The organism is Novosphingobium sp. FG137 (genome assembly GCF_057809735.1).
Map to the genome: position 1 here is coordinate 301,018 of NZ_JBMDKN010000005.1, position 21,474 is coordinate 322,491.

At 65.1% G+C, this 21,474-nt stretch carries 16 protein-coding genes; 6 read left to right on the forward strand and 10 right to left on the reverse strand.

Features of this window, described 5'->3' with window-relative positions; all coding sequences use genetic code 11:
- Nucleotides 1-108: 108 nt before the first annotated feature.
- Complete coding sequence (locus tag ACODS2_RS16060; RefSeq protein WP_298173511.1) at nt 109-1,749, forward strand: NAD(P)/FAD-dependent oxidoreductase; 1,641 nt, start codon at nt 109-111, stop codon at nt 1,747-1,749.
- On the opposite strand, the gene ACODS2_RS16065 is transcribed toward ACODS2_RS16060, so the two are convergent.
- Nucleotides 1,725-2,996, reverse strand: coding sequence for a cyclic di-GMP phosphodiesterase (locus ACODS2_RS16065; RefSeq protein ID WP_488999734.1), 1,272 nt, complete (start codon nt 2,994-2,996; stop codon nt 1,725-1,727). The genes ACODS2_RS16060 and ACODS2_RS16065 overlap by 25 nt on opposite strands.
- Nucleotides 2,997-3,144: 148 nt before the next feature.
- On the opposite strand from ACODS2_RS16065, the gene ACODS2_RS16070 reads away from it, so the two are divergent.
- Nucleotides 3,145-4,338 (forward strand): acyl-CoA dehydrogenase family protein, encoded by a 1,194-nt coding sequence (locus ACODS2_RS16070; RefSeq protein ID WP_488999735.1) that lies wholly within the window; start codon nt 3,145-3,147, stop codon nt 4,336-4,338.
- A 3-nt stretch (nt 4,339-4,341) separates the two neighbouring features.
- Here ACODS2_RS16070 and ACODS2_RS16075 read toward each other — a convergent pair whose 3' ends face one another.
- The gene (locus tag ACODS2_RS16075) at nt 4,342-5,271 is read right to left on the reverse strand and encodes a LysR family transcriptional regulator (protein WP_298173505.1); all 930 of its coding nucleotides are present in this window, start codon (nt 5,269-5,271) and stop codon (nt 4,342-4,344) included.
- A 129-nt stretch (nt 5,272-5,400) separates the two neighbouring features.
- Between ACODS2_RS16075 and ACODS2_RS16080 the strand changes: the two genes are divergently transcribed.
- From ACODS2_RS16080 to ACODS2_RS16090, 3 genes are all read left to right on the forward strand, one after another.
- On the forward strand, nt 5,401-6,099 hold the full coding sequence (locus ACODS2_RS16080) for a pirin family protein (protein ID WP_488999736.1): 699 nt from the start codon (nt 5,401-5,403) through the stop codon (nt 6,097-6,099).
- A 190-nt stretch (nt 6,100-6,289) separates the two neighbouring features.
- Nucleotides 6,290-6,688: a PilZ domain-containing protein gene (locus tag ACODS2_RS16085; protein ID WP_298173501.1), complete on the forward strand. Its 399-nt coding sequence runs from the start codon at nt 6,290-6,292 to the stop codon at nt 6,686-6,688.
- A 103-nt stretch (nt 6,689-6,791) separates the two neighbouring features.
- Nucleotides 6,792-8,156 carry an FAD-dependent oxidoreductase gene (locus ACODS2_RS16090; RefSeq protein WP_488999737.1) on the forward strand — a complete coding sequence of 455 codons (1,365 nt, stop codon included), beginning with the start codon at nt 6,792-6,794 and terminating at the stop codon, nt 8,154-8,156.
- 118 nt (nt 8,157-8,274) lie between these two features.
- Here ACODS2_RS16090 and ACODS2_RS16095 read toward each other — a convergent pair whose 3' ends face one another.
- The 8 genes from ACODS2_RS16095 to ACODS2_RS16130 are packed head-to-tail and all read right to left on the reverse strand — an operon-like array spanning nt 8,275 to nt 18,209.
- On the reverse strand, nt 8,275-8,769 hold the full coding sequence (locus ACODS2_RS16095; protein ID WP_488999738.1) for a sarcosine oxidase subunit gamma family protein: 495 nt from the start codon (nt 8,767-8,769) through the stop codon (nt 8,275-8,277).
- The gene (locus tag ACODS2_RS16100) at nt 8,762-11,527 is read right to left on the reverse strand and encodes a 2Fe-2S iron-sulfur cluster-binding protein (protein WP_488999739.1); all 2,766 of its coding nucleotides are present in this window, start codon (nt 11,525-11,527) and stop codon (nt 8,762-8,764) included. Before ACODS2_RS16100 ends, ACODS2_RS16095 begins: the two co-directional genes overlap by 8 nt.
- On the reverse strand, nt 11,524-11,787 hold the full coding sequence (locus ACODS2_RS16105; RefSeq protein ID WP_488999740.1) for a sarcosine oxidase subunit delta: 264 nt from the start codon (nt 11,785-11,787) through the stop codon (nt 11,524-11,526). The genes ACODS2_RS16100 and ACODS2_RS16105 overlap by 4 nt, the downstream gene beginning before the upstream one ends.
- A gap of 13 nt (nt 11,788-11,800) precedes the next feature.
- Nucleotides 11,801-13,060 (reverse strand): sarcosine oxidase subunit beta family protein, encoded by a 1,260-nt coding sequence (locus tag ACODS2_RS16110; RefSeq protein ID WP_488999741.1) that lies wholly within the window; start codon nt 13,058-13,060, stop codon nt 11,801-11,803.
- On the reverse strand, nt 13,057-14,277 hold the full coding sequence (locus ACODS2_RS16115; RefSeq protein ID WP_488999742.1) for an NAD(P)/FAD-dependent oxidoreductase: 1,221 nt from the start codon (nt 14,275-14,277) through the stop codon (nt 13,057-13,059). The genes ACODS2_RS16110 and ACODS2_RS16115 overlap by 4 nt, the downstream gene beginning before the upstream one ends.
- 1 nt (nt 14,278) lies before the next feature.
- Nucleotides 14,279-15,739 carry an FAD-dependent oxidoreductase gene (locus tag ACODS2_RS16120; RefSeq protein WP_488999743.1) on the reverse strand — a complete coding sequence of 487 codons (1,461 nt, stop codon included), beginning with the start codon at nt 15,737-15,739 and terminating at the stop codon, nt 14,279-14,281.
- 3 nt (nt 15,740-15,742) lie between these two features.
- Nucleotides 15,743-17,008 carry a cystathionine gamma-synthase family protein gene (locus ACODS2_RS16125; protein ID WP_488999744.1) on the reverse strand — a complete coding sequence of 422 codons (1,266 nt, stop codon included), beginning with the start codon at nt 17,006-17,008 and terminating at the stop codon, nt 15,743-15,745.
- A complete protein-coding gene (locus ACODS2_RS16130) occupies nt 16,998-18,209 on the reverse strand; it encodes an aromatic ring-hydroxylating oxygenase subunit alpha (RefSeq protein ID WP_488999745.1) in 1,212 nt (403 codons plus the stop codon). The genes ACODS2_RS16125 and ACODS2_RS16130 overlap by 11 nt, the downstream gene beginning before the upstream one ends.
- Before the next feature lie 559 nt (nt 18,210-18,768).
- Here ACODS2_RS16130 and ACODS2_RS16135 point away from each other — a divergent pair.
- Nucleotides 18,769-21,453: a TonB-dependent receptor gene (locus tag ACODS2_RS16135; RefSeq protein ID WP_488999746.1), complete on the forward strand. Its 2,685-nt coding sequence runs from the start codon at nt 18,769-18,771 to the stop codon at nt 21,451-21,453.
- Nucleotides 21,454-21,474: the final 21 nt, after the last annotated feature.

Sequence of the window (21,474 nt, forward strand, 5' to 3'; positions counted from 1 at the left end):
TTCGGATGAGGCGGCACCAGCCCGCTCCCCCGCCTCGAAATCCGCTCTTTCGCGGATTTCGCGAATGGACTGCTTTCAAGCCGCCCCCGCAGTGAGTAGGGGACGGGAATGCTTCGCCTCACCGAACTCAAGCTGCCCCTCGATCACACGACTGCCGATCTCGAAGCCGCGATTGCCGAGCGGCTGGAGATCGAGCCTGCCGCCTTGCTGCGCTACACCGTGGCGAAGCGTGGCAACGATGCACGGCGTAAGTCGGCGATCAAGCTGGTCTATGCGATCGACGCGAGTGTGACCGACGAAGCCGCCGTGCTCGCGCGCCATGCCGGTGACGCGCAAGTCCGCCCTACCCCCGATACCGCCTACCGCTTCCCCGTCATGGCGCCGCAAGGCTGGCATGGGCCGCGCCCGGTCGTCATCGGTGCGGGCCCTTGCGGCCTGCTCGCCGCGCTGATCCTTGCGCAGATGGGGCTGAAGCCGATCATCATCGAGCGCGGCAAGGCGGTACGCGCGCGGACCAAGGACACCTGGGGCCTTTGGCGGCGGAGTGAACTGACGCCGGAATCGAACGTCCAGTTCGGCGAAGGCGGCGCGGGCACGTTCTCGGACGGCAAGCTCTATAGCCGGATCAAGGACCCGCGCCATCTCGGTCGCAAGGTGCTGACCGAGTTCGTCAAGGCGGGTGCACCGCCGGAAATCCTCACCGAAGCGCACCCGCATGTCGGCACCTTCCGGCTTGTCACGATGGTCATGTCGATCCGCGAGACGATCGAGGCGCTGGGCGGCGAGTACCGCTTCGAGACGCGGGTCGAGGATTTCGTGATCGGCAAGGACGAGCGCGGCGAACGGCAGCTGGAAGGCCTCGTCCTCTCTACCGGCGAAGTCCTGCCTGCACGGCGCGTGATCATGGCGGTGGGCCATTCCGCACGCGATACCTTTGCCGTGCTGCATAGCGCGGGCGTTCACATCGAAGCCAAGCCCTTTGCAGTGGGCGTGCGGATCGAGCACCCGCAGCGACTGGTAGACGTGGCGCGCTATGGGCCGGGCGCGGGGCATCCGATCCTGGGCCCGGCGGCCTATTCGCTGGCGCATCAGGCGAGCAACGGCCGCTCGGTCTACAGCTTCTGCATGTGTCCGGGCGGGCGCGTGGTGGCAGCGGCTTCCGAACCGGGCCGCGTGGTGACCAATGGCATGAGCCAGTATTCGCGCGCCGAGTTCAACGCCAATTCCGGCCTCGTCGTCGATATCAATCCCGAGCGTGACTATCCCGGCGGGCCGCTCGCGGGCGTGGCGTTCCAGCGCAAGTGGGAGGAGCTCGCCTATGTGGCAGGCGGCAGCAACTACAGCGCGCCGGGACAGAAACTGGGCGATTTCCTTGCCGGGCGGCCATCGACCAGCTTCGGCTCGATCACCCCGTCATACCAGCCGGGGGTCACGCCGACCGACCTTGCGCAGTGCCTCCCCGATTTCGCGATTGCCGCGATGCGTGAGGCGCTGCCGGTGTTCGGCCGTCAGATGCCGGGCTACGACCATCCCGACGTGGTGCTGACGGGGGTGGAAACGCGCACCTCGTCACCGGTAAGGATCACGCGCGGGGCTGATCTGCAGAGCCTCAATACCCCCGGCCTCTACCCTGCGGGCGAAGGCGCGGGCTATGCGGGGGGCATTCTTTCAGCAGCGGTGGATGGCATTCGTGTCGCCGAGGCGCTGGCGCTCGAACTTCTGGGTCAGGCGCCTGCCGCCCGCGCATAAGCGCCGAGCAGCGACTCGCGCAGCGCGCCAAGCGGGGGCACATCGAGCCCGCCAAGCTGCGCGATGCCGACGATCCCGTCCGCGCCGTAGCACTGCGAGAGGACGATGGCTTCGCCCTTCACCTTCTTGTCGAGCGGCCTCGACCAGAAGGTGTAGACCGTAGGCAGCGCGCGTTCGGTGGGATCTTCGTCGACCACCATGGCCAGGCGGCCCGAGCGCAGTTCCACGAAAGCGCCAATCGGATAGATGCCGACCATCTCGATAAAATCGACCATGATCACGGGATCGAGGCCCTCGCAATGCTCGCCCATATGGCGGATCGCTTCGGCCGGATCGAGCCCGGGCCGACCTTGCTTGCCCGCAACAAGCAGATCGTAGGTGTCGCAGATCGCCGCCATGCGCGAAAGTTGGTCGATGTCGTTCCCGGCAAGGCGGTGCGGATAGCCGCTGCCATCTAGCCGCTCATGATGGCGCAGGCAGACCTTGAGCACTGTATCGGGAATATCACCCGCCGCTTTCAGCAAGGCATGGCCCGCCAGCACATGCTGGCAATGCGCATCAGTTTCGAGATCGGTAGTGCCACCGGCCCAGACATCCTCCGGGTGCGGCGGACCACCGGTTTCCTGATTGGCTCCGATATCCATGAGAAGGCCGGCCATGCCCGCATCGCGTGTCTCTGCGGCGGAGAGGTTCATCTGGCGGGCCAGCGCGATCATCAGCGCGCTGGTGGCGAGCGCGTGGCGGTAGGTTTCCTCGCTGTCCTCTCGGCAGCGCAGGAGGCCGTTGAAGGCATAGAGATTGCGCTGCACCGAGGCGTAGATATCGTCGATCAACGGATCGACCGTGCGCGCGCTGATCCCGCGGCCGAGGCGCGCTTCGATGAACACGCGGCTGACCAGCTTGGAATGGCGCTCGGCGATCTTGCGCGCGGTGCCGAATTCCTTCGCTGTGGCAACGCGGGCGGCCGCAAATTTGTTGGCAGTTGGGCGCGGCGGCACCAGTGGCATCCCGCGCTGGGGCGGTGGTGCCGCTCCTGCCGTGGCCACCTCGCGCTCGGGCACATTGTTCAGCCCGCGCTCGGTATCGATGATCACGGCTTCGACCGCGCTTCCCTGCAGCGCTTCGAGCATCCACATCTCTTCGAGCAAGAACCTGCTCTTCCAGAAGGGATGCTTGAACCAGCTCCCCTCCAGCTTCTGAATGAACATGCCGAGCCGCAGCTCGGAGGTTTCGACGCGTTTCAGCATGGTCTGATGTTCATGCCACTGGTGTGGCTGAAAGCGGCTGACTGCGCAGCTACGCAGTAACCCTGATTGGTGCGTGCAAAGGGCAATTCCCCCGCCGCGAATTCTTGGCTAGCGTTGGAGAGACAAGCAGAATGACGAGGATGGCCAGATGAGCAGTGCGCATGGCGCGACCCACAATCCCGGAATGGACGCAGAGGTTTTCGCCCAGTTCCTGGAGCAATTGCAGCGCTATGTGCGTGAGCGGCTGATTCCGGCCGAGGCGCAGGTCATCGCGGGCGATGCGATCCCCGAGGACCTTCTGGCCGAAATGCGCGAGATGGGCCTGTTCGGCCTGACGATGCCCGAGGAATACGGCGGCGCAGGCATGAACATCAGCCAGTACATCGAGACGATCCACGCGATCAGCTATGCCATGCCGGCGTTCCGCTCGATCATCTCGATCAATATCGGCATGGTCTGTTCGGCGATCAAGAACGCCGGCACGGCAGAGCAGAAGGCCGAATGGTTGCCAAGGCTGGCGGCGGGCGAGATCGCGGCATTCGGGCTGACCGAGCCGGGTTCGGGTTCGGATTCGGCTGGGCTTGCGACCATGGCGGTGCGTTCGGGCAATGGCTATGTGCTCAACGGCACCAAGCGGTACATCACCAATGCGCCCTACGCCAAAGTGGGGCTGATCATGGCGCGCACGAGCAAGGAGAACCTGCCGCGCAACGCGCATGTTTCGGCGTTTCTCGTGCCGCTCGAGACGGCGGGTATCACGCGCGGCAAGTCCGACAGAAAGATGGGCCAGCAGGGCAGCCATATCGGCGATATCATTCTGGAAGACGTCTTCGTGCCCGGCGATGCACTGCTCGGCGGCGAGGAAGGCAAGGGTTTCGCCACCGCGATGCAGAGCCTCGACAACGGGCGGCTATCGGTGGGGGCAGCCGCGACGGCGCAGGCGCGGCGCTTCCTCGATACCGCGATCCGCTATGCCAATGAACGCAAAGCCTTCGGTGAGCCGATCGCGCAGTTCCAGCTGATCCAGGCCATGCTGGCGGACAGCCAGGCCGAAATCTACGCCGCGCAATGCATGATGCGCGACGCAATCGCCAAGGCAGACGCGGGGCAGAAGATCCTGATGGAAGCCGCCGCGTTCAAGATGTTTGCCTCCGAAATGTGCGGGCGCGTGGCAGACCGCTGCGTGCAGATCCACGGCGGCGCGGGCTATCTCGCCGAATATGAGGCAGAACGCTTCTTCCGCGATGCGCGCATCTATCGCATCTACGAAGGCACCACGCAGATCATGCAGCTGGTGATCGCCAAGCAGATGCTGAAGGACTTTGCGGCAGGCGTCCGCTGAGTCCTACACGTCCGGCGTGTTGCAGGCCTCGGCATCCGGCACGCCCAGCGCCACGAACTGATCCAGCAGCCAGCGCGCGGCAGGACCCGGTGGCGTGTCGCGCCGCCAGATCGCGGTGAAGCGATAAGCGCCGCCAGGGTGATCGGGCATCGCGAGGCGGACCAGCGTGCCCGCCGCCAGATCGCCCTCGATCATCGGCAGCGGCATGTTGCCCCAGCCGATCCCTTCGCGCAGCAGCGCGTGCTTGGCGCCCAAATCGGCCAGCCGCCAGGTCTTGGGGCTGACGACGCCAAAATCGCGGCCCGCCGTCGTGCCGGAACGGTCCGACAGCACGAGCTGGATATAGTCTCGCCCCGCGCCGGGGAGGATTTCGGTCATGCGGCCGAGAGGATGGTCGGGCGCGGCCACAGGGACGAGCAGCGTGGCACCCGCAACTTTGCCATCTATTTCTGGAACTTCGGTTGCCAGCGGGCCCGAAACGCCAATGGTGGCGGTTCCGGCCAGGACCATGGCACTGATCGCGCCGAGCGCCTCGACATGGAGCCTGAGCTGCACGGTCGGGAACTCGGCAGCAAACCCGCGCAGCACCGCTGCAAGCCGCTCGGGCGGGACCATGACATCGACCGCAAGATCGACTTCGGCCTCCAACCCGTCGAGCAGGCCCTTGACCTTGGCGCGCAGGCCGTCAACCCCTTGCGCAATGGCGCGTGCTTCCGCCAGCAGCGCGCGGCCGGCCATGGTGAGCTGCGGCTTGCGCGTCCCTTCGCGGTCGAATAGCGAGACACCGAGCTGGGCTTCGAGATTGGCCACGCCGTAGCTGATTACCGAGACCGCACGGCCCAGATTGCGTGCAGCGCCGGCGAAGCTGCCGGTATCGACGATCGTCAGGAAGATGCGCAGCTGATCGAGCGTGGGGGTGCCGGGATTGGCCATCGTTCGGCTCCATAGAACAAATCAGTTCAATTTATCCCACTGATCAGGAAAGCGGGCAAGGGCTATATCGGCTCCAACGAAAGCGCCCCTCCCCTTCCCGGCAGGCGGCGCCGGACAGGAGACAAGACCATGATCGAACTGCGCCCCTTCGCCAGCCTTGGCGGTGAGAACCACGGCTGGCTTGATGCCAAGCACCACTTCTCGTTTGCAGGATACCATGATCCGGCGCGGATGCACTGGGGCAACCTGCGTGTGTGGAACGACGATACCATCGCACCCCGCACCGGCTTCCCGCCCCATCCCCATCGCGACATGGAAATCATCACTTACGTGCGCGAAGGCGCGATCACCCATGAGGACAGCCTGGGCAACAAGGGCCGGACCGAAGCGGGCGATGTGCAGGTGATGAGCGCGGGCACCGGCATCCGCCATTCGGAAAACAACATGGAGGACGTGACGACCCGCATCTTCCAGATCTGGATCATGCCCACCCGCAGCGGCGAGGCCCCCGGTTGGGGCGCACGGCCCTTCCCCAAGGGTGAACGCGCCGGGCAGTTCGTGACGCTGGCCTCGGGCTATGAAGGCGACGGCGATGCCCTGCCGATCCGCACCGATGCTCGCGTGCTGGGCCTCACCCTGCGGGCCGGCGAAACCGCGAGCTACCCGCTCGGAAGCGACCGCAAGGCCTATCTCGTGCCGGCGACCGGTGCGGTGAAGATCGCGGATGTCACCGTGAATGCCCGCGACGGCGCGGCGATTCGCGACCTTGACGTGCTGACCCTGACCGCGCTCGAAGACAGCGAAATCGTGATGGTCGACGCGGCCTGACGTGCAAGCGGGGAGTTTCGGACCTCATCCGGGCTCCCCGCAAGCTGCATGACCAGAATTATTGCTCAGATCGCATCAATGAAAGACCATCCATAACGGATCGTTTACCGCCTTTGGTCCACTATGACATGACGGCGCAGGATCGGCGCCGAGTGGCTCGTTCAAGGTGATGGTGCGGTAGATGTCCTTCATGGCTCCCATTCCACCGACTGACCAGGTTGTGCGCGAGCAGCGCCAGCCCCGCATCATCCGCGCGCGCCTGGTGCATCGGGATGGCGAAGTGCAGGATATCGTCATCCGCAATGTTTCGGCCAGCGGGCTCGGCGCCAGTGCCCGCGGCCCTGCGCCAGTGCGCGGCGAACGCGTGCTGGTGGTGCTGCCCGGCGAGCAGGAAGTGAACGGTATCGTCCGCTGGTTCGGCGGCCACACCTTCGGCATGCAGCTCGACGCACCGCTCGATCTCGAAGCGCTGGGCCGTGCGCTCCAGCGGCAGGCGCATGTCGCGCAGGTCTCGGGCGAATGGAAGGTCGAGAACCGCCACCGGGTGATCACCCCGATGACCGATCCTTCGCGCATTCGCCGCGTCTGATCGCCATCACCCAGGCTGAACCTCTACATCAGACTTGCTTAATGGCAGGCGGCACCCCCCGCGCCGGTTGACCGCCCCCGTGCTTGCGCCATGCTGCGCCGCCATGACCAGACAGATCGAAGAACCCGCCCGCCAGATCGACGTGATCCATGAGACCGACGTGCTCGTGGTGGGATCGGGCCCGGGCGGCCTCGCCGCCGCGCTCGCCTCGGCACGTGCAGGGGTGAAGACCACGCTGGTTGAGCGTTATGGCTGCTTCGGCGGGAACATCACGCAAGTCGGCGTTGAAGGCTTCGCCTGGTACCGCCATCCCGAGACCATCGATAGCGAAGGCATCGGCCGCGAGTTCGAAGACCGCGCGGTGGCAATGGATGCGGCGCTGCCCGAACCGCAATCGATCAGCCACGCGCTCGATGCCGAAGCATTCAAGCACGTGGCGGACGTGCTGGTGGAAGAAGCCGGGGTGATCCCGATGCTGCACCGGCTGGTCGTCGCGCCGATCATGGAAGGCAATGTGATCCGCGGCGTGATCGTCGAAAGCAAGGCGGGGCGCGAGGCGATTCTCGCGCAGCGCGTCATCGACGCGACCGGCGATGCCGATCTGGCTTTCCGTGGCGGCGCACCCACGATCAAGCATCCGGTGGACGAGATGATGTCCGTCTCTGTCATGTTCTCGATGAGCGGGGTGAACAAACAGCGCTTCATCGATGCAGTGAAGGCCGATCCGCAGACTTATGGCGACTGGTCGGGCGGCGGCGAGTGGGACATCACCACCACCGGCAAGGAAGACGCGATGTTCTCGCCCTTCCTCAGGAAACCCTTCCGGCAGGCGCTGGCCGCCGGGCTGCTGCCACCCAACCTCGCCACAATCGCGGGCACATGGGGCACGGTTTCGGATCAGGGTGACCTCACCTACCTCAACCTCGTCCACCACTATCTCGACGGCACCGATCCGGACAGCCTGACGCGCGGCGAAATGCACGGGCGGCGCGATGCGATGCATGCGATTGCCGCGCTGCGGGCCTTCATGCCAGGGTGCGAGGGGGCCAAGCTGCGCAACTTCGGCATGACGTTGGGGGTGCGTGATACGCGCAAGATCGACGCAGCCTACAACATGACCGGCGAGGATGTGCGCGGCGAAGGCCGCTTCGAGGATTCGATCGGGATATTCCCCGAATTCATCGATGGCTACGGCCTGCTGATCCTGCCGACCACCGGGCGCTATTTCCACGTGCCCTATCGCTCGCTGCTGCCCAAGGGGATCACGAACCTGCTGGTTGCGGGCCGCGTGATCGGCGGGGACAAAGTGAGCCACGCTGCGGTGCGCAACATGATGTGCTGCGCGGTTTCCGGCCAAGGCGCAGGCGTGGCAGCGGCGATTGCAGTGAAGACCGGGCGGGATTTTGCCGGCGTGGACATCGGCGCGGTGCAGGCGGAACTTCGGCGGCAGGGCGCGCGCATTCACTGAGGCGGTGGCGCTTGGCCGCTCGCGAACCCCGCGTGCGCGGGGATGACGATGTCCGTGTGTTGTTCTTCATCCCCGCGCAGGCGGGGATCCAGAGCAGCAATCCTGATCTCTCGCGGAACTACACCCCGATCAGCGGCAGCGCCTCATCCCAGAAGTGGTGTAGGCTCTGCGCAAAGCTTGCAGGCACATAGACCACGCAGGCATGCTCGCTCTCCACGAACAGCCGCACGCCGACGTGGTCGATAATCGTGGCAGCAGTCGCGCCCACGGGGAACGCGGCTGCGCCCGTGTCGAACACCCCGCCTTCCAGCAGAAGCTCGCGCCAGCCCGGCCCGGCGATGCGGAAGCGGACGATTCCGCCGCCGATGGCCGTCAGCGCGCCATCATCACCCAGCGTATCGGCGAGCACGGAAACATCGCCCTCGGCCAGCCAGACCGTTGGCTCGAAACGCATGAGCGTGATCGCGGCATTGGCCGCGCTGCGGTTCGCCACAGGCAGCGCGAAACCAAGTGCCTTATGCACACGCGTCGCGACAGCAGCGGGGTTGCTCCAGATCTCCAGCGCATGGAGCGGCGCCGCCGGCAGGGCAGTGATCGAGGTGGGATCAGTCACGATAGCGTTCCCCGGCAGGATCGTAGAAGTGCGGCGCGGTCACGCGCACGCGGGCCTTTTCGCCGCGCGTTGGAGAGGTGACGGTCAATTCCTCGCCGTGGCGGTGTTGGCCGCCCTGCAGAAGCGCGAGCGCAATGGCACCGCCTTCAAGGATGCGGCGAGCGGCGGCGGTGACAAAGCCTTGAGGCGACGTACCCGCTCGGCCGATCAGCATGCCGCCCTCGGGAATCGCGCCCTCTAGGCTGACGAGGCCGACAAGCTGCTGGCGGTTCGGATCGGACAGCGCCGGACGCGTCAGGCCCGCCGCGCCGACAAAGCCGCCCGCCTTGTTGAGCATGCCGCCAAGGCCGAGATCGTGCGGGGTGCTGCGGCCATCGACTTCGCCGCCGACAACCACGTGGCCCTTTTCTATGCGAAGAAGTTCCATGGCTTCAAGGCCATAGGGCGCGCCGCCTTCGGCGCGGGTCGCCGTTTCGATGGCCCGCCAGACGGCAGCGGCATGGCTTGCTTCGACATGGATTTCGAACGCACGCTCGCCGCTGTAGCTGGCGGCGAGCACATGGACCGGAACGCCCGCCAGCACAGCGGGTGCATAGCCCATATGGCGCGGCGGTTCGGCACCCGTCAGCGCGGCAAGGATCGCGCGGGCACGCGGGCCGGCAAGCGCGATGCCGGCGTAGTGCTCCTGCACATTGACCACCGAGCACTTGAGATCGGGCCGCAGCGAATTGCGCACGTAGGAAAGGTGGCCGGCCATGCGATCCGCTCCGCCGGTGGAGCTGGTCAGCAGGTAGCGGTTTTCGGCGAGACGCCAGACCGTGCCGTCATCGAAGACGAAACCGTCTTCACGGCACATGAAGGTATAGCGCCCGCGCCCGACCGCCAGCTTGCCGACCGTGGTGGCGCAGACGAGTTCGAGGAGATTCGCGGCATCCAGGCCGCTGACTTCGAACTTGCCGAGCGTGGAAACATCGCTGAGGCCCGCGACCGTTCGCACCGTGCGGGCTTCGCGCAAAGAGGCTTCGGCAAGGCCCTCGCCGTCCACCGGGTAGGCGCGCGGGCGGAACCAGTAGCCCAGGGGCTGCCAGATCGGATCGTGGGCATCGTGCAGCGCGTGCAAGGGGATCCGGCGCACGTGTGCCCCCGCATTGCGTGCGCCGGCGCCCGCCAGCAGGCCCATCGTGACGGGCGTGAACGGCGGACGAAACGTGGTGAGGCCAGCCTGCGGCACCGTCACGCCCTGCTTTTCGGCAAGGCGCGAGAGCGCGACCATGTTGCTGGTCTTGCCCTGATCGGTCGCCATGCCCAGCGTGGTATAGCGCTTGAGATGCTCGACCGAGCGGTAGCCTTCCTGCCAGGCCAGATCGATATCGGCGAGGCTGACGTCGTTCTGGAAATCGACGAAGCTCTTCTTCGCCTTGCCCGCGGGCGCGACGGCAGGCGCCGCGGGCGGCGCAAGCACGCTGCCCACGCTCTCGCAGACCTGCGGAGTTTCGCCAGGGATGAAGGCCTGCGCCTCCTCGTTCCAGACGAGCTTGCCGCCCGCCTGCATGTGGAGGTGCGAGACGGGCACGAAGCCGCCGGAGACGGCAATCAGGTCCGCTTCGAAGCTCTGCTCGCTGCCACCGATAACGGCCGTGACCTTGCGCAGCGCGTGCTTGCGGCCGGTGACGCTGGAGGGGCGCGCATCGTAATGGACGCTAACGCCAGCAGGTGCGGCGGGGCCAGAAGCGCGGGCATCGAGCAGGGCAACGACTTCTGCGCCTGCTTCGACAAGGGCCTGCGCCGTGAGATAGGCATCATCGTTATTGGTGGCGACAACAACACGCTTGCCCGGAAGCACCCCCCAGCGGCGCACATAGCTCCGCACGGCCTGCGAAAGCATGACGCCGGGGTGGTCGTTGTTGGCAAAGGGCACTGGCCGCTCAATCAGGCCAGTGGCGAGCACCACCCGCCCTGCCCGCACGTGCCAGAGTCGCTGGGCGAAGCCATGCGGCGGGACTTCGCCGGGTTCGACAAGGCGCTGGGTGAGCGTGAGGAAGTTGTGGTCCCAGTAGCCCGAGGCCGTAGTGCGCAGGAGGACTTCACCGCCCAGAGCCTTGATCCGCTCGACCATCGCGGCGGGATCGATGGCGGGATCAGGATCGCGAAGGAGCGAGCCGCCTGGGGCAGCGTCCTGCTCGACCAGCATGACGCGCTTGCCTGCCTCGGCGGCTTCGAGCGCGGCCTTGAGGCCTGCCGGACCGGAGCCGACCACCAGCACATCGCAGAAGCCTGCGCGCTGGGAGAAGTTGTCCGGATCCGGCTCGGTCGGCGCATTGCCGAGGCCGGCGGCGCGGCGGATGAAGCCCTCATAAAGCATCCAGTGCTTCGCCGGGCCGAAGAAGGTCTTGTAATAGAACCCGGCACCGAGTGCGGGCGCAGCGAGGCCGAAGATCGACGCGATGTCGAACGACAGGCTCGGCCAGCGGTTCTGGCTCATGGCGACCATGCCGGGATAGACAAACACATCGGTCGCGCGGGTATTGGGTTCGGTGCGGCCACCTTTCCCCACCGTGACGAGCGCGTTGGGCTCCTCGATTCCGGCGGACATGATCCCGCGTGGGCGGTGATACTTGAAGCTGCGCGCGACGAGGCCGACGGCGTTGGCCAGCAGCGCGGCGGCGAGCGTATCGCCCGGGCGCGCGTGGTAGGTCTTGCCGTCGAAGGTAAACGGGATCGTCTCTTCGCCCGAGGGCGCGCGTGCGGGGCCGCTCATGCCAGCGCCTCCGGACCGATGGCCTTCACCGCTTCGATCACATGGGTGACGCGGTGGCGGGTGAGCACCATCCACGCGCGGCAGCCATAGGTATGGCGCCAGATTTCTTCATCGAGGCCCATCGGATTAGTGCGTGTGTAGAGCGCCTGCATCGCGGTGTGCGCATCGGCGGCGGGATCGACGACGGAATCGGTGGTGCGCTCGTAAGTGAACTCGGTCTGGGCACGCGGGCCGCAGTGGGGACAGGTGATCTGGTACATCTTGCAGCCTGTCTCAGCGATGGTTCGGCATGGGGCCGACCGCAGTTTCGTCGATGGTTGCCCCGGTCATGAAGCGTTCGAGGCTGAAGGGTGCGTTGAGCGCGTGCGGCTTGCCGGTGGCGAGCGCGTGGGCATAAGTCCACCCCGAGGCGGGCGTCGCCTTGAAGCCGCCGTAGCACCAACCCGCGTTGAGGTAGAGGCCGTCGATCGGCGTTGTCCCGATGATTGGCGCGCCGTCGAAGCTCATGTCCGTCACACCCGACCAGGTGCGCAGCATCCTCAGGCGTGAGAGCGCGGGCATGCAGGTCACCGCCTGCGCGATGGCATGTTCCTTGATCGTCGGCTGGCCGCGGCGGGCATAGCTCGGCCAGTTGTCCGGATCACCGCCCATGACGATGCCGCCCTTGTCGGACTGGCTGATATAGAAGTGGAGCGACTGCGACATAACGACGGACTGGACCATCGGCTTGACGCCTTCGGTAACGAGCGCCTGCAGGGTCTGCGATTCAATCGGTAGCTTGAGGCCCGCGAGCCCCGCGACATGGCCGCTGTGGCCCGCGACGCAGATGCCGGTGCGGCCCGCGAGGATGCGGCCGCGCGTGGTCTCGACGCCGGTGATCTTGTTGCCATCGCGCACGAAGCCGGTCACTTCGCACTTCTGAATGATATCAACGCCCAGCGCATCGGCGGCGCGGGCATAACCCCAGGCGACAGCATCGTGCCGCGCGGTGCCAGCGCGCCACTGGATCAGCGCGCCGTCGATGGGGAAGCGAGCATTGCGGGAAAGGTCCAGCAGCGGCTCGATCTTGGCGATCTGCTTGGGGCTCAGGAGTTCGGCGTCGATCCCGTCGCAGCGCATGGCATCGCCGCGTTCGGCGAGCTTGATCATGTCACCATCGTTGTGGCCGAGGAACATCGCCCCGCGCGGGCTGAACATGACGTTGTAGTTGAGATCGTCGCTGAGATTGTGCCACAGCTTGAGCCCGAACTCGAAGAAGTTGTGCAGCTGCGGCAGACGGTAGTTCGAACGCACCAGCGTGGTGTTGCGGCCAACATTGCCGCCGCCGATCCAGCTCTTTTCCAGCACCGCGACATTGCGGATGCCGTGGACCTTGGCGAGGTAATAGGCGGTGGCAAGCCCGTGCCCGCCGCCGCCGATAATGATGACATCATAGCTCGCGCGCGGCTCCGGATCGCGCCACGCCGGTTCCCAGTGCTTTTGCCCGTTGAACGCACCGCGCAGCAGACTGAAGGCGGAATAGGGCGTCTTCATGCCGCGATTTCGGCTTTCGCAGGCTGCCAGCCGCGCTGGTCGCGCCAGTCTGCGCCTATGCCGTCGAAGCGGGCGAGGCTAAGCTTGGCGATATCGGTGAAGCTGCACTGCCCATCGACCACCAGATCGCGCACCGCGTGGCCCGAAGCGGGCGAAAGGCCGAAACCGACGCCCGACATGGTGACGACGGTGACGTTCTCTGGATCCTTCATGCGGTCGATGATCGGACGGCCATCGGGCGTATTCTCGACAATGCCCGCCCAGGAGCGGATCACGTTGAGATGCGCAGCCTTGGGGAACAGTTCCGCCACGCGCCGCGCCAGATTGCGGGTGAGCGGCGAGGAAGGCCGCGCCGGGGGGCCGGCCTCGAAGGTCTCCAGCCATTCGTGCGGGCCGCCGCCATAGGCAAGATTGCCGCGCAAGGTCTGGCGGCCATAGAGCCCGTTCCCGTCGACGCCGCCGATGGGCATCATCGGCGCGGGTTCGGTGACGATCATTTCGGCGCGTGCGGCGGCGAGCGGAACCTCAACCCCAAGCTTGGCCATGAGCGCCTGAATCTGTGGGCCAGCTGCGACCACCACGGCATCGCATTCATGCCTGCCGCTGGTGGAATGGACCGCGATGACCTTGCCGCCCTCGGTTTCGAAGCCTGTCACGGGGCTGTGCTGGACGATGCGCCCGCCCAGATCCTGCAGCGCCCAGGCATAGGCCTGAACCGAGCGTTGCGGATTGGCGTGGCCGCCAAAGCGGTAGTGCATGCCGCCAAGGCAGTTGTCGCCCGCAAGCGGCACCATCGCACGCACCTGATCGCCAGTCAGCAGATCGACACGGTAGCCCATGTCGTTGTTCATCTTGGCGAGGTAATGGTACTGATTCAGCTGCTTGGGGCTGATCGCGATGACGAGGCGTTCCTGCTGGTGCTCGGTCGGGTAGCCGAGCAGTTCGTCCATGTGCGGCCACATGCGCTGCTCTTCCTCGAACAGCGGGCTTTGATAGTGAGAGGCGCCGCCGCCATTGCGGCCCGAGGCTTCCCAGCCGACAATGCCCTTGTCGAGCACCGTGACCTGAGCACCCGAACGCGCGAGCCACCAGCCTGCGCTGAGCCCGGAGACGCCGCCGCCGACGATGACGACTTTCATCTTCGCCGCGGTGCCGGCGATCTTCGCCATGGTTTCCTGCGGCGTTTCGCTAGGGGTGGGCATACCGACGTAAGACATTTTAGAGGCTCCACCCTTCGGCGATGGCTTGCTGGTGCTCACGCTCGCGCGGCGTGTCGATATCCCGGTAAGGCACCCATTGCGTCGGGATGCCGAACCAGACGTCCCACCCGGCGCGCATATCTTCGCTCTCTTCCCAATCGGCCAGAATGCGCAAGGGTAGCGGGCGGACGGGCGCGCGGTGCGTGGCGAGCGGGACCGTGCCGAACGGGCCGTTCGCGGCCGTGGCCAGCATCATCGCCACCTGATCGCGGCAGCGGCGGCCCTGACACACGCCCATGCCTGCGCGGGTAAGGCGCTTGATCTGGTCAGGGTTGGGCGGGCCGTCCTTGATCAGCGTATCGAGCGAACGCGCCTGCATCGGCGCGGGGCGCTCCAGATAGCGCGGGGGCTGCACGCCGAGCAGATCGGCGCGGGTCACTTCCTCGCACTGGCACACGATGGTATCCGGCGCGGAGAGCTTGCCGAGCTCGCGCGCCCATTCCATGCGGTATTCGACATGGTCGAAGCCGGTGTCGGCAAGCCCGGCACAATCGCCGACGCAAGTGACGCCCGCGTTATCGCCCGGAATATAGCCGCCGCGCGTGCCATCGAGCACGCGCTTGCCGCCCATCGCGTCGACCAATTCGATCGAGGGGACAAGGCCGATGGCGAGGACCACGGTATCGACCGCGATCTCGGCGCCCGAACGCAGGCGGACGCGCTCCACCCCGTCGATGCCGCCGATCGCTTCGGCTGGGGCGTCGTCCAGATAGAACGGGATCTGCGCGGCGCGGACGGCTTCGGCCAGCGCGGCATCGCCTTGCGGCGCGTTGCGTACTTCGACCACACCCGCGACATCGACGCCCTTCTCGCGGGCGAGGAGCGCGGTGCTGAGTGCAAGATCGTGGCTACCGACGATCAGCACGCGCTTGCCTGCGAAGGCTTCGTAGCGGGTGAGCAGACGCTCAAGCGCAGCGGCGCCCATCACGCCCGGCTGGTTCCAACCCGGGAACCCGATGGCCAGATCGCGCGCGCCGGTGGCAAGTACGAGTTCCCCGTAGCCGGCGATCCAGCCGCGATCCTTGTCGGCAAGCGCGACGACGTTTTCCGGAAGGCCGGTAATGCCGGGGCCGTTGCGATAAACGCCCCACGCACTGGTGCCGAGAAGCACTTCGACGCCAGCTTCCATGGCGGCTTCGAGCATCGGCTCGCTGATGAACACGGTTTCGAGCATGCGCTCGGCGTTCTGCGTCGCGGCAGTCATGCGGCCGCCGAACAGTAGCGGCACATCGTTGCCCATCGCCGCGCCGGGGATGGGGTTCTCGTCGACGAGGAGGACCGACTTGCCCTCACCTGCCCCAGCGATGGCGGCGGCAAGCCCTGAGGGTCCGGCGCCAACCACGACCATGTCGTAGCGCGCCTCGGGCGCAGGAAGCTTGGTGCCGATCGCGTGGGGATCGGTTCCGTTATTCAGGTGCATGATTCAGACAGCCTCTAGTGCCTGGGAAAGGTCGGCGATGATATCGTCGGCGTGTTCGAGCCCGACGGAAAGGCGCATGGTCCCGTCGGTAATGCCGCCGGCAAGGCGCCCCTCGCGCGGGACGGCATAGTGGGTGGTGGTCGCCGAATGGCAGATCAGCGTTTCCGATCCGCCGAGACTGACCGCGAGCTTGAGCAGCTTCAGGGCATCGAGCATGCGGAACGATTCCGCCTCGCCGCCATGGAGGTGGAACGAGAATGTGGAACCCGCCCCCTTGCACTGACGATCATAGACCGCGCGCGCCGGAGTGCCTTCAGCAAGGAAGCCGAGATAGGTGACCCCGGCGACCTTGGGATGATCGCGCAGGAATTCGGCGACCAGCCGCGCGTTCGACATCGCTCGCTCGATCCGCACCGAGGCGGATTCGAGGCTGCGCACCACGAGCCAGGCGGTAAACGGATCGAGGTGATTGCCCCAGGTGGTGCGCAAGGTGCGCAGTTGGTGGATCAGCTCCAGCTTGCCGCTCACCCCGCCCGCCAGCAGATCGCTGTGCCCGGCACAGTACTTAGTGAGCGAGGTCATGCACAGGTCCACGCCCTGCTCGATCGGACGCTGGGCGAAGGGCCCAAGCAGGGTGTTGTCCACCACCACGAGCGGGCGGCGACCGGTTTCGCGGCCGATCTCGTCCGCCACCGCGACCATGAGATCGAGATCGACCATGGCGGCGGTCGGGTTGGCCGGCGTTTCGGCCACGATCAGCGCCAGCGGCCCCTTCGCGAGCGCGGCACGCGCGGCGGCGCGCACGGCGTCGGGATCGCAGCCGTCGGTATAAGTTTCGACGTGCGTGCCAAAGCCCGGCATGACCGAACCATAGAGCATGTCCACCCCGCCATAGATCGGGCGGCCATGGAGCACGCTTTCCCCTGGCTTCACGAAAGTCAGCGCGATCGAGGAATGCGCCGCCATGCCCGAAGAGAACGCGGCGGCAGCCTCCGCGCCATCAATGGCGGCGAGGCGCGATTCCAGAATGTCGAGCCCCGGATGGCCGAGGCGCGAGTAGATATGCCCCTCACCCTTCTTCCCCGCCAGCGGCCCCGTGCCATCAAAGAACGCCTCGTGGACGTCCTTCGCGTGCTGGGCGCTGGGGTAGATGAAGGTCGAGGTGAGATAGACCGGTGGCTTGACCGCGCCAAGCGCCCCGGCCGGATCATAGCCGAAGGCGACAGCGAGCGTTTCGGGCCTCAAGCCCTTGGAAGAATCAGCTACCATGCGTCTCGACATACTTGCGGGCGGTGTCGCAGTACCAGTCCGTAAAACGCAACGCGAGCATCTCGGCCTCTTGCGAGTAGGGTCCGGGCAAATAGCCGGGGCTGTTCACGCCGAGCTGGTTGTTCTCCGCCAGTTCCTTGTCCTGCAGATTGGTGCGCGTCCACAGGTCGGCAAGGTCCTCGACCGAGTAGTCCACGCCTTCGACCGCATCCTTGTGGACGAGCCACTTGCCGGTCACCGCGGTTTCATGCGGCCCAACCGGCATCGCGCTGAACATGAAGGTGTGGTCGGCGGTCGAGTGGGTGAAGCAGTGCGGATCAATGGCCAGGCGCATCGAGCCGATGTCGCCGCCGTTGAGCTCGCACATCAGCTTCTTGACGAGGTGCTTGCCGTCCATCGAGAGCGAGACGACCTCAGGGTTGAGCGCAAAGCGCGCGAGCTGCCACCAGTCGCCCTCGATTGCCTCGGTGGTGAGGCCCACGGCCGCCATCTGCTCGTGGAAGCTGGCTAGCCGCGTATCGCCATCGACATCGAAGTGCCGCTTGAGGCCGACCGGGAAGGTTCGCGCCAGTTCCGGATGGCCGGTGGCACAGTGGTAGCACTCGCGCCCGTTTTCCATCACGAGCTTCCAGTTGGCATACTCGGTGATCGTGCTCTCGAACGCGAGCTTGGCGTTGCGAAGATCATGCGGCGCGAGGTATTCCTCGAGCCGAAGTGCGAATTCGTTGAACGGCGGCGGGTTGTCGTCAAAGCAGATGAAGAGGCAGCCGGCGACGCGCTCGAGCTGGATAGGACGCAGGCTGTGGGCGGCCTTGTCGAACCCGTCTTCCATCCGCATCGCCGAAAGCAGCGAGCCATCCAGTTCATAGGTCCAGCGGTGATAAGGGCAAACGATCTTGGGCGCAGAGCCGCTGCCCGCCGCGCAGAGCAGCGAACCGCGGTGACGGCAGGAATTGTGGAACGCGCGGATCTCGCCGTCGCGGCCCTTTACGATGAGCACCGGCCACTTGCCGACCATCTGCGAGATATAGCTGCCTGCCTTGGGCAGCTCGCACTCGAACCCAGCCATGAGCCAGCTGGTGCCGTAGATGGCAGTCATGTCGAAGTCGAAGACTTCAGGCTCGTTGTAGAGCGCCTGGGGGAGGCAGTGCCCTTCCGGCCGCTGGGCCAATAGCGAGCCGATCCGGCTGAGGTCGATCATTACGTGAAGTTTCCCGAAGTCGCGAGGTACGGATAAGGAACCGGGTGGACCAACCGCGCGAATGCAGCCAATCGGATTTCCTTATGCCGCCATGGAAAATTGACAAAATGGCATGAGCCATGGCCGCTTGATGCGTCGCCGCGCCCTTTGCGGATGGTTCCAGATTCGTCCAATCTGGAATAATTGTGTTTTATATCAATATTTTGTTGAAATGCACCTAGCCACACGCGGCAAGGAGGACCAAAAAGCCACAATCCCCCACGACGTTGGGTCGGCGCAATCTGGGGGTGGATTTAGGCCCTGCTTTGACCTAGGCTCGCCCAAACGCGGTAAAGCGCGAGCTAAAACGGGGAGTAAAATCAGGGAATTGCCAGCATGAGGGGGATCGGACCAGGATGGTCGATCCGGATTGAAGCGGCAGACACCATGCCCTTGCACCCTTTTTGGCTATCTCCTGACGACTGCCTCCGTTTTTGTTCGGCCCGCTGCGCTTTGACGGGATGCGGCTTTGTGCCGACAGGGAATGGAAACGATGGGGGTATCAATGAAATCTCGGTTTATGTTGTCGTGCGCAGCCGCGGCCGTCGCGCTGGGCTCGGGCGATTTCGCGCTGGCGCAGAATGCCGAACCGCAGGCAGACGCCGCCGCTAGCAGCAGCGATGTGATCATCGTTACGGCACAGCGCCGTGACCAGTCGATCCAGGACGTGCCGCTGACCCTGCAGGCCTTCAGCACCGACACGCTGAGCAAGCTCAACGTCACCTCGATCGAAGGCCTGCTCAAGTACACGCCGAACGTCACCTTCTCGAACAACGGTCCGGGCCAGGGCGCGATCTTCCTGCGCGGCCTTTCGGCCGGTTTCGCCGGTCAGCAGTCCTCGGCGACCATCGGCGGCTTCCCCAACGTGGCGCTGTATCTCGATGACCAGTCGATGCAGTTCCCGGCGCGCAACGCCGACGTCTATCTGGCCGACATGGAGCGCGTCGAAGTGCTCGAAGGTCCGCAGGGCACGCTCTTTGGTGGCGGCGCGCAGGCCGGTGTGGTTCGCTACATCACCAACAAGCCCAAGCTGAGCAAGTTCGAGGGCCGCTTCGAAGGCAGCTTCGGCGGCACCGCCGGCGGCACGACCAACGGCTCGTTCAACGCGATGATCAACGTTCCGATCGTCGAGGACAAGCTGGCGATCCGCGTGGTGGCCTACACCGACCACCGCGGCGGCTACATCGACAACAAGCTCTCGACCTTCACCCGTCTGCCGAGCGACCTTGGCTCGTACTACCTCGCCTATCAGGGCAACGGCAACAAGCTGACGCCTGACCAGCAGAGCCGCCAGGGCAAGTACAGCAACGCCGCGCTGGTCGAAGACAACTTCAACCCGGTCGACTACACCGGCGGCCGTCTGGCGCTTGCTTGGCAGATCGCGCCGGATTGGGACCTGCTCGTTACGCAGGCCTACCAGAAGCTGGAATCGAAGGGCACCTTCGCGGTCCAGACCTACACCTACGATTACCAGCCGCTGACGGGCCTCTCGGCCACGCTGTTCTCGCCCCAGTACAACAAGGACGACTACTGGAACACGGCCTGGACGCTGAACGGCAAGATCGGCGACAACATCAAGGTGATCTACACCGGCGCCTACCTCAAGCGTCACATTTCGCAGCAGGGTGACTACACCAACTACGCCCGCGCGACTTACGGCATCTTCTACCAGTGCACCGGCGGTGCGAACTACTACTGGAACGTCGGCGCGGCGCCCTATTGCTACGAGCCGAACAGCCGCTGGAACGACAAGGTTCGCAACACCCACGAGAGCCACGAAGTGCGCCTTTCGTATGACAGCAGCCGGTTGCATGCGATCGTCGGTGGGTACTACGAGAACTTCAAGATCCAGGACAACATGGACTGGTCGTACACGACCATTCCGAATTGCGGTCTCGACTTTGTTAAGGCGCCATCCGGTGGTGAATCGCCTGCGGTGAACCCGGTTTGCCTTGGCCAGGTCGCGCCCAACCCGAATGCAACGCTCAACGTGCCCGGTCCCCGCGCACCCGGCGTGTCGTTCGGTCAGGACATCACCCGCGGCTACAAGCAGTATGCGGCATTCGGCTCGATCGATTTCGATATCACCGACAATCTGACGATCACCGCCGGCACCCGCTACTACTACTACGACAACTTCCAGAAGGGCTCGGTCTACTCGTCGTTCAACGGCGGGTGCTATCAGGTTGCGGTCTGCACCACGGGTTCGAACCTCGATGCGCTCGGCCTCAAGTCGACGTACAAGGGCTTCCGCAGCAAGGGCACGATCACCTGGAAGCCGCAGCAGGGCACGATGCTGTACTTCACCTACAGCGAAGGCTTCCGTCCGGGCGCATTCAACCGCGGTCCTTCGGCCCGTGTGCGCGATCCGATCGCACCGCACGCACCCCAGCTTCTCGTTCCGGCCGCCTATTCGCCGGATAACCTGATCAACTGGGAAACCGGCCTGAAGACCGATCTGTTTGACGGCAAGATGACCTTCAACCTGTCGGGCTACTACATGGAGTGGAAGAACATCCAGATCGGGTTCTTCAACCCCGCGGCAGGCTTCGGCAACACCGCCTTCGCGACGAACGGCCCGACCTATCACATCAAGGGTCTTGAGGCTCAGCTCTTCGCGCGTCCGATGGAAGGTCTGACCATCAACGGTTCGGCGACCTACAACGAAAGCAAGCAGGCCAACGCGCCTTGCTTCATCGCCAACAACCCCGGTGTGTCGAGCTTCGGCCAGTGCATCACGCAGGTGTTCGTGGGCGGACAGGTCAAGCCGGTGCAGAGCCCGTTCGGCAACGTCGGCAGCATCACGCCGTTCAGCCCCAAGTTCCAGGGCAACATCCGCGCCCGCTACGAATGGTCGGGCAAGGGCGGCATGGACTGGTTCATCGGTGCCGGCGTGAACTACATCAGCACGCAGTACAACCAGCCTTCGACCTATCCTGACGGTAACGTCCCGGGCAACGGCAACGGCCTGAGCCCGAACGGGATCATCGTTCCGGCCACGACCGTGCTGCGCTACAAGATGCCGGGCTATGCGCTGACCGATGCGCAGATCGGCTTCACGCGTGACAATTGGACGGTGACGATCTTCGGTGACAACCTGTTCAACAGCCATGCTTCGACGTTCACCAACTCGTCGCAGTACATCAAGACGTCGACGATCGTGCGTCCGCTGACCTACGGCATCAAGATCGCAACCCGGATGTGATCGAAGGCTGATGAATGGAAG

Bases quoted from the DNA above. Each gene is read 5' to 3' on its own strand.
- ACODS2_RS16125 (WP_488999744.1), bottom strand. From the start codon at position 17,008: ATGGTAGCTGATTCTTCCAAGGGCTTGAGGCCCGAAACGCTCGCTGTC.
- ACODS2_RS16105 (WP_488999740.1), bottom strand. From the start codon at position 11,787: ATGTACCAGATCACCTGTCCCCACTGCGGCCCGCGTGCCCAGACCGAG.
- ACODS2_RS16065 (WP_488999734.1), bottom strand. From the start codon at position 2,996: ATGCTGAAACGCGTCGAAACCTCCGAGCTGCGGCTCGGCATGTTCATT.
- ACODS2_RS16100 (WP_488999739.1), bottom strand. From the start codon at position 11,527: ATGAGCGGCCCCGCACGCGCGCCCTCGGGCGAAGAGACGATCCCGTTT.
- ACODS2_RS16075 (WP_298173505.1), bottom strand. From the start codon at position 5,271: ATGGCCAATCCCGGCACCCCCACGCTCGATCAGCTGCGCATCTTCCTG.
- ACODS2_RS16130 (WP_488999745.1), bottom strand. From the start codon at position 18,209: ATGATCGACCTCAGCCGGATCGGCTCGCTATTGGCCCAGCGGCCGGAA.
- ACODS2_RS16070 (WP_488999735.1), top strand. From the start codon at position 3,145: ATGAGCAGTGCGCATGGCGCGACCCACAATCCCGGAATGGACGCAGAG.
- ACODS2_RS16080 (WP_488999736.1), top strand. From the start codon at position 5,401: ATGATCGAACTGCGCCCCTTCGCCAGCCTTGGCGGTGAGAACCACGGC.
- ACODS2_RS16060 (WP_298173511.1), top strand. From the start codon at position 109: ATGCTTCGCCTCACCGAACTCAAGCTGCCCCTCGATCACACGACTGCC.
- ACODS2_RS16135 (WP_488999746.1), top strand. From the start codon at position 18,769: ATGTTGTCGTGCGCAGCCGCGGCCGTCGCGCTGGGCTCGGGCGATTTC.
- ACODS2_RS16085 (WP_298173501.1), top strand. From the start codon at position 6,290: ATGGCTCCCATTCCACCGACTGACCAGGTTGTGCGCGAGCAGCGCCAG.
- ACODS2_RS16090 (WP_488999737.1), top strand. From the start codon at position 6,792: ATGACCAGACAGATCGAAGAACCCGCCCGCCAGATCGACGTGATCCAT.
- ACODS2_RS16110 (WP_488999741.1), bottom strand. From the start codon at position 13,060: ATGAAGACGCCCTATTCCGCCTTCAGTCTGCTGCGCGGTGCGTTCAAC.
- ACODS2_RS16120 (WP_488999743.1), bottom strand. From the start codon at position 15,739: ATGCACCTGAATAACGGAACCGATCCCCACGCGATCGGCACCAAGCTT.
- ACODS2_RS16115 (WP_488999742.1), bottom strand. From the start codon at position 14,277: ATGTCTTACGTCGGTATGCCCACCCCTAGCGAAACGCCGCAGGAAACC.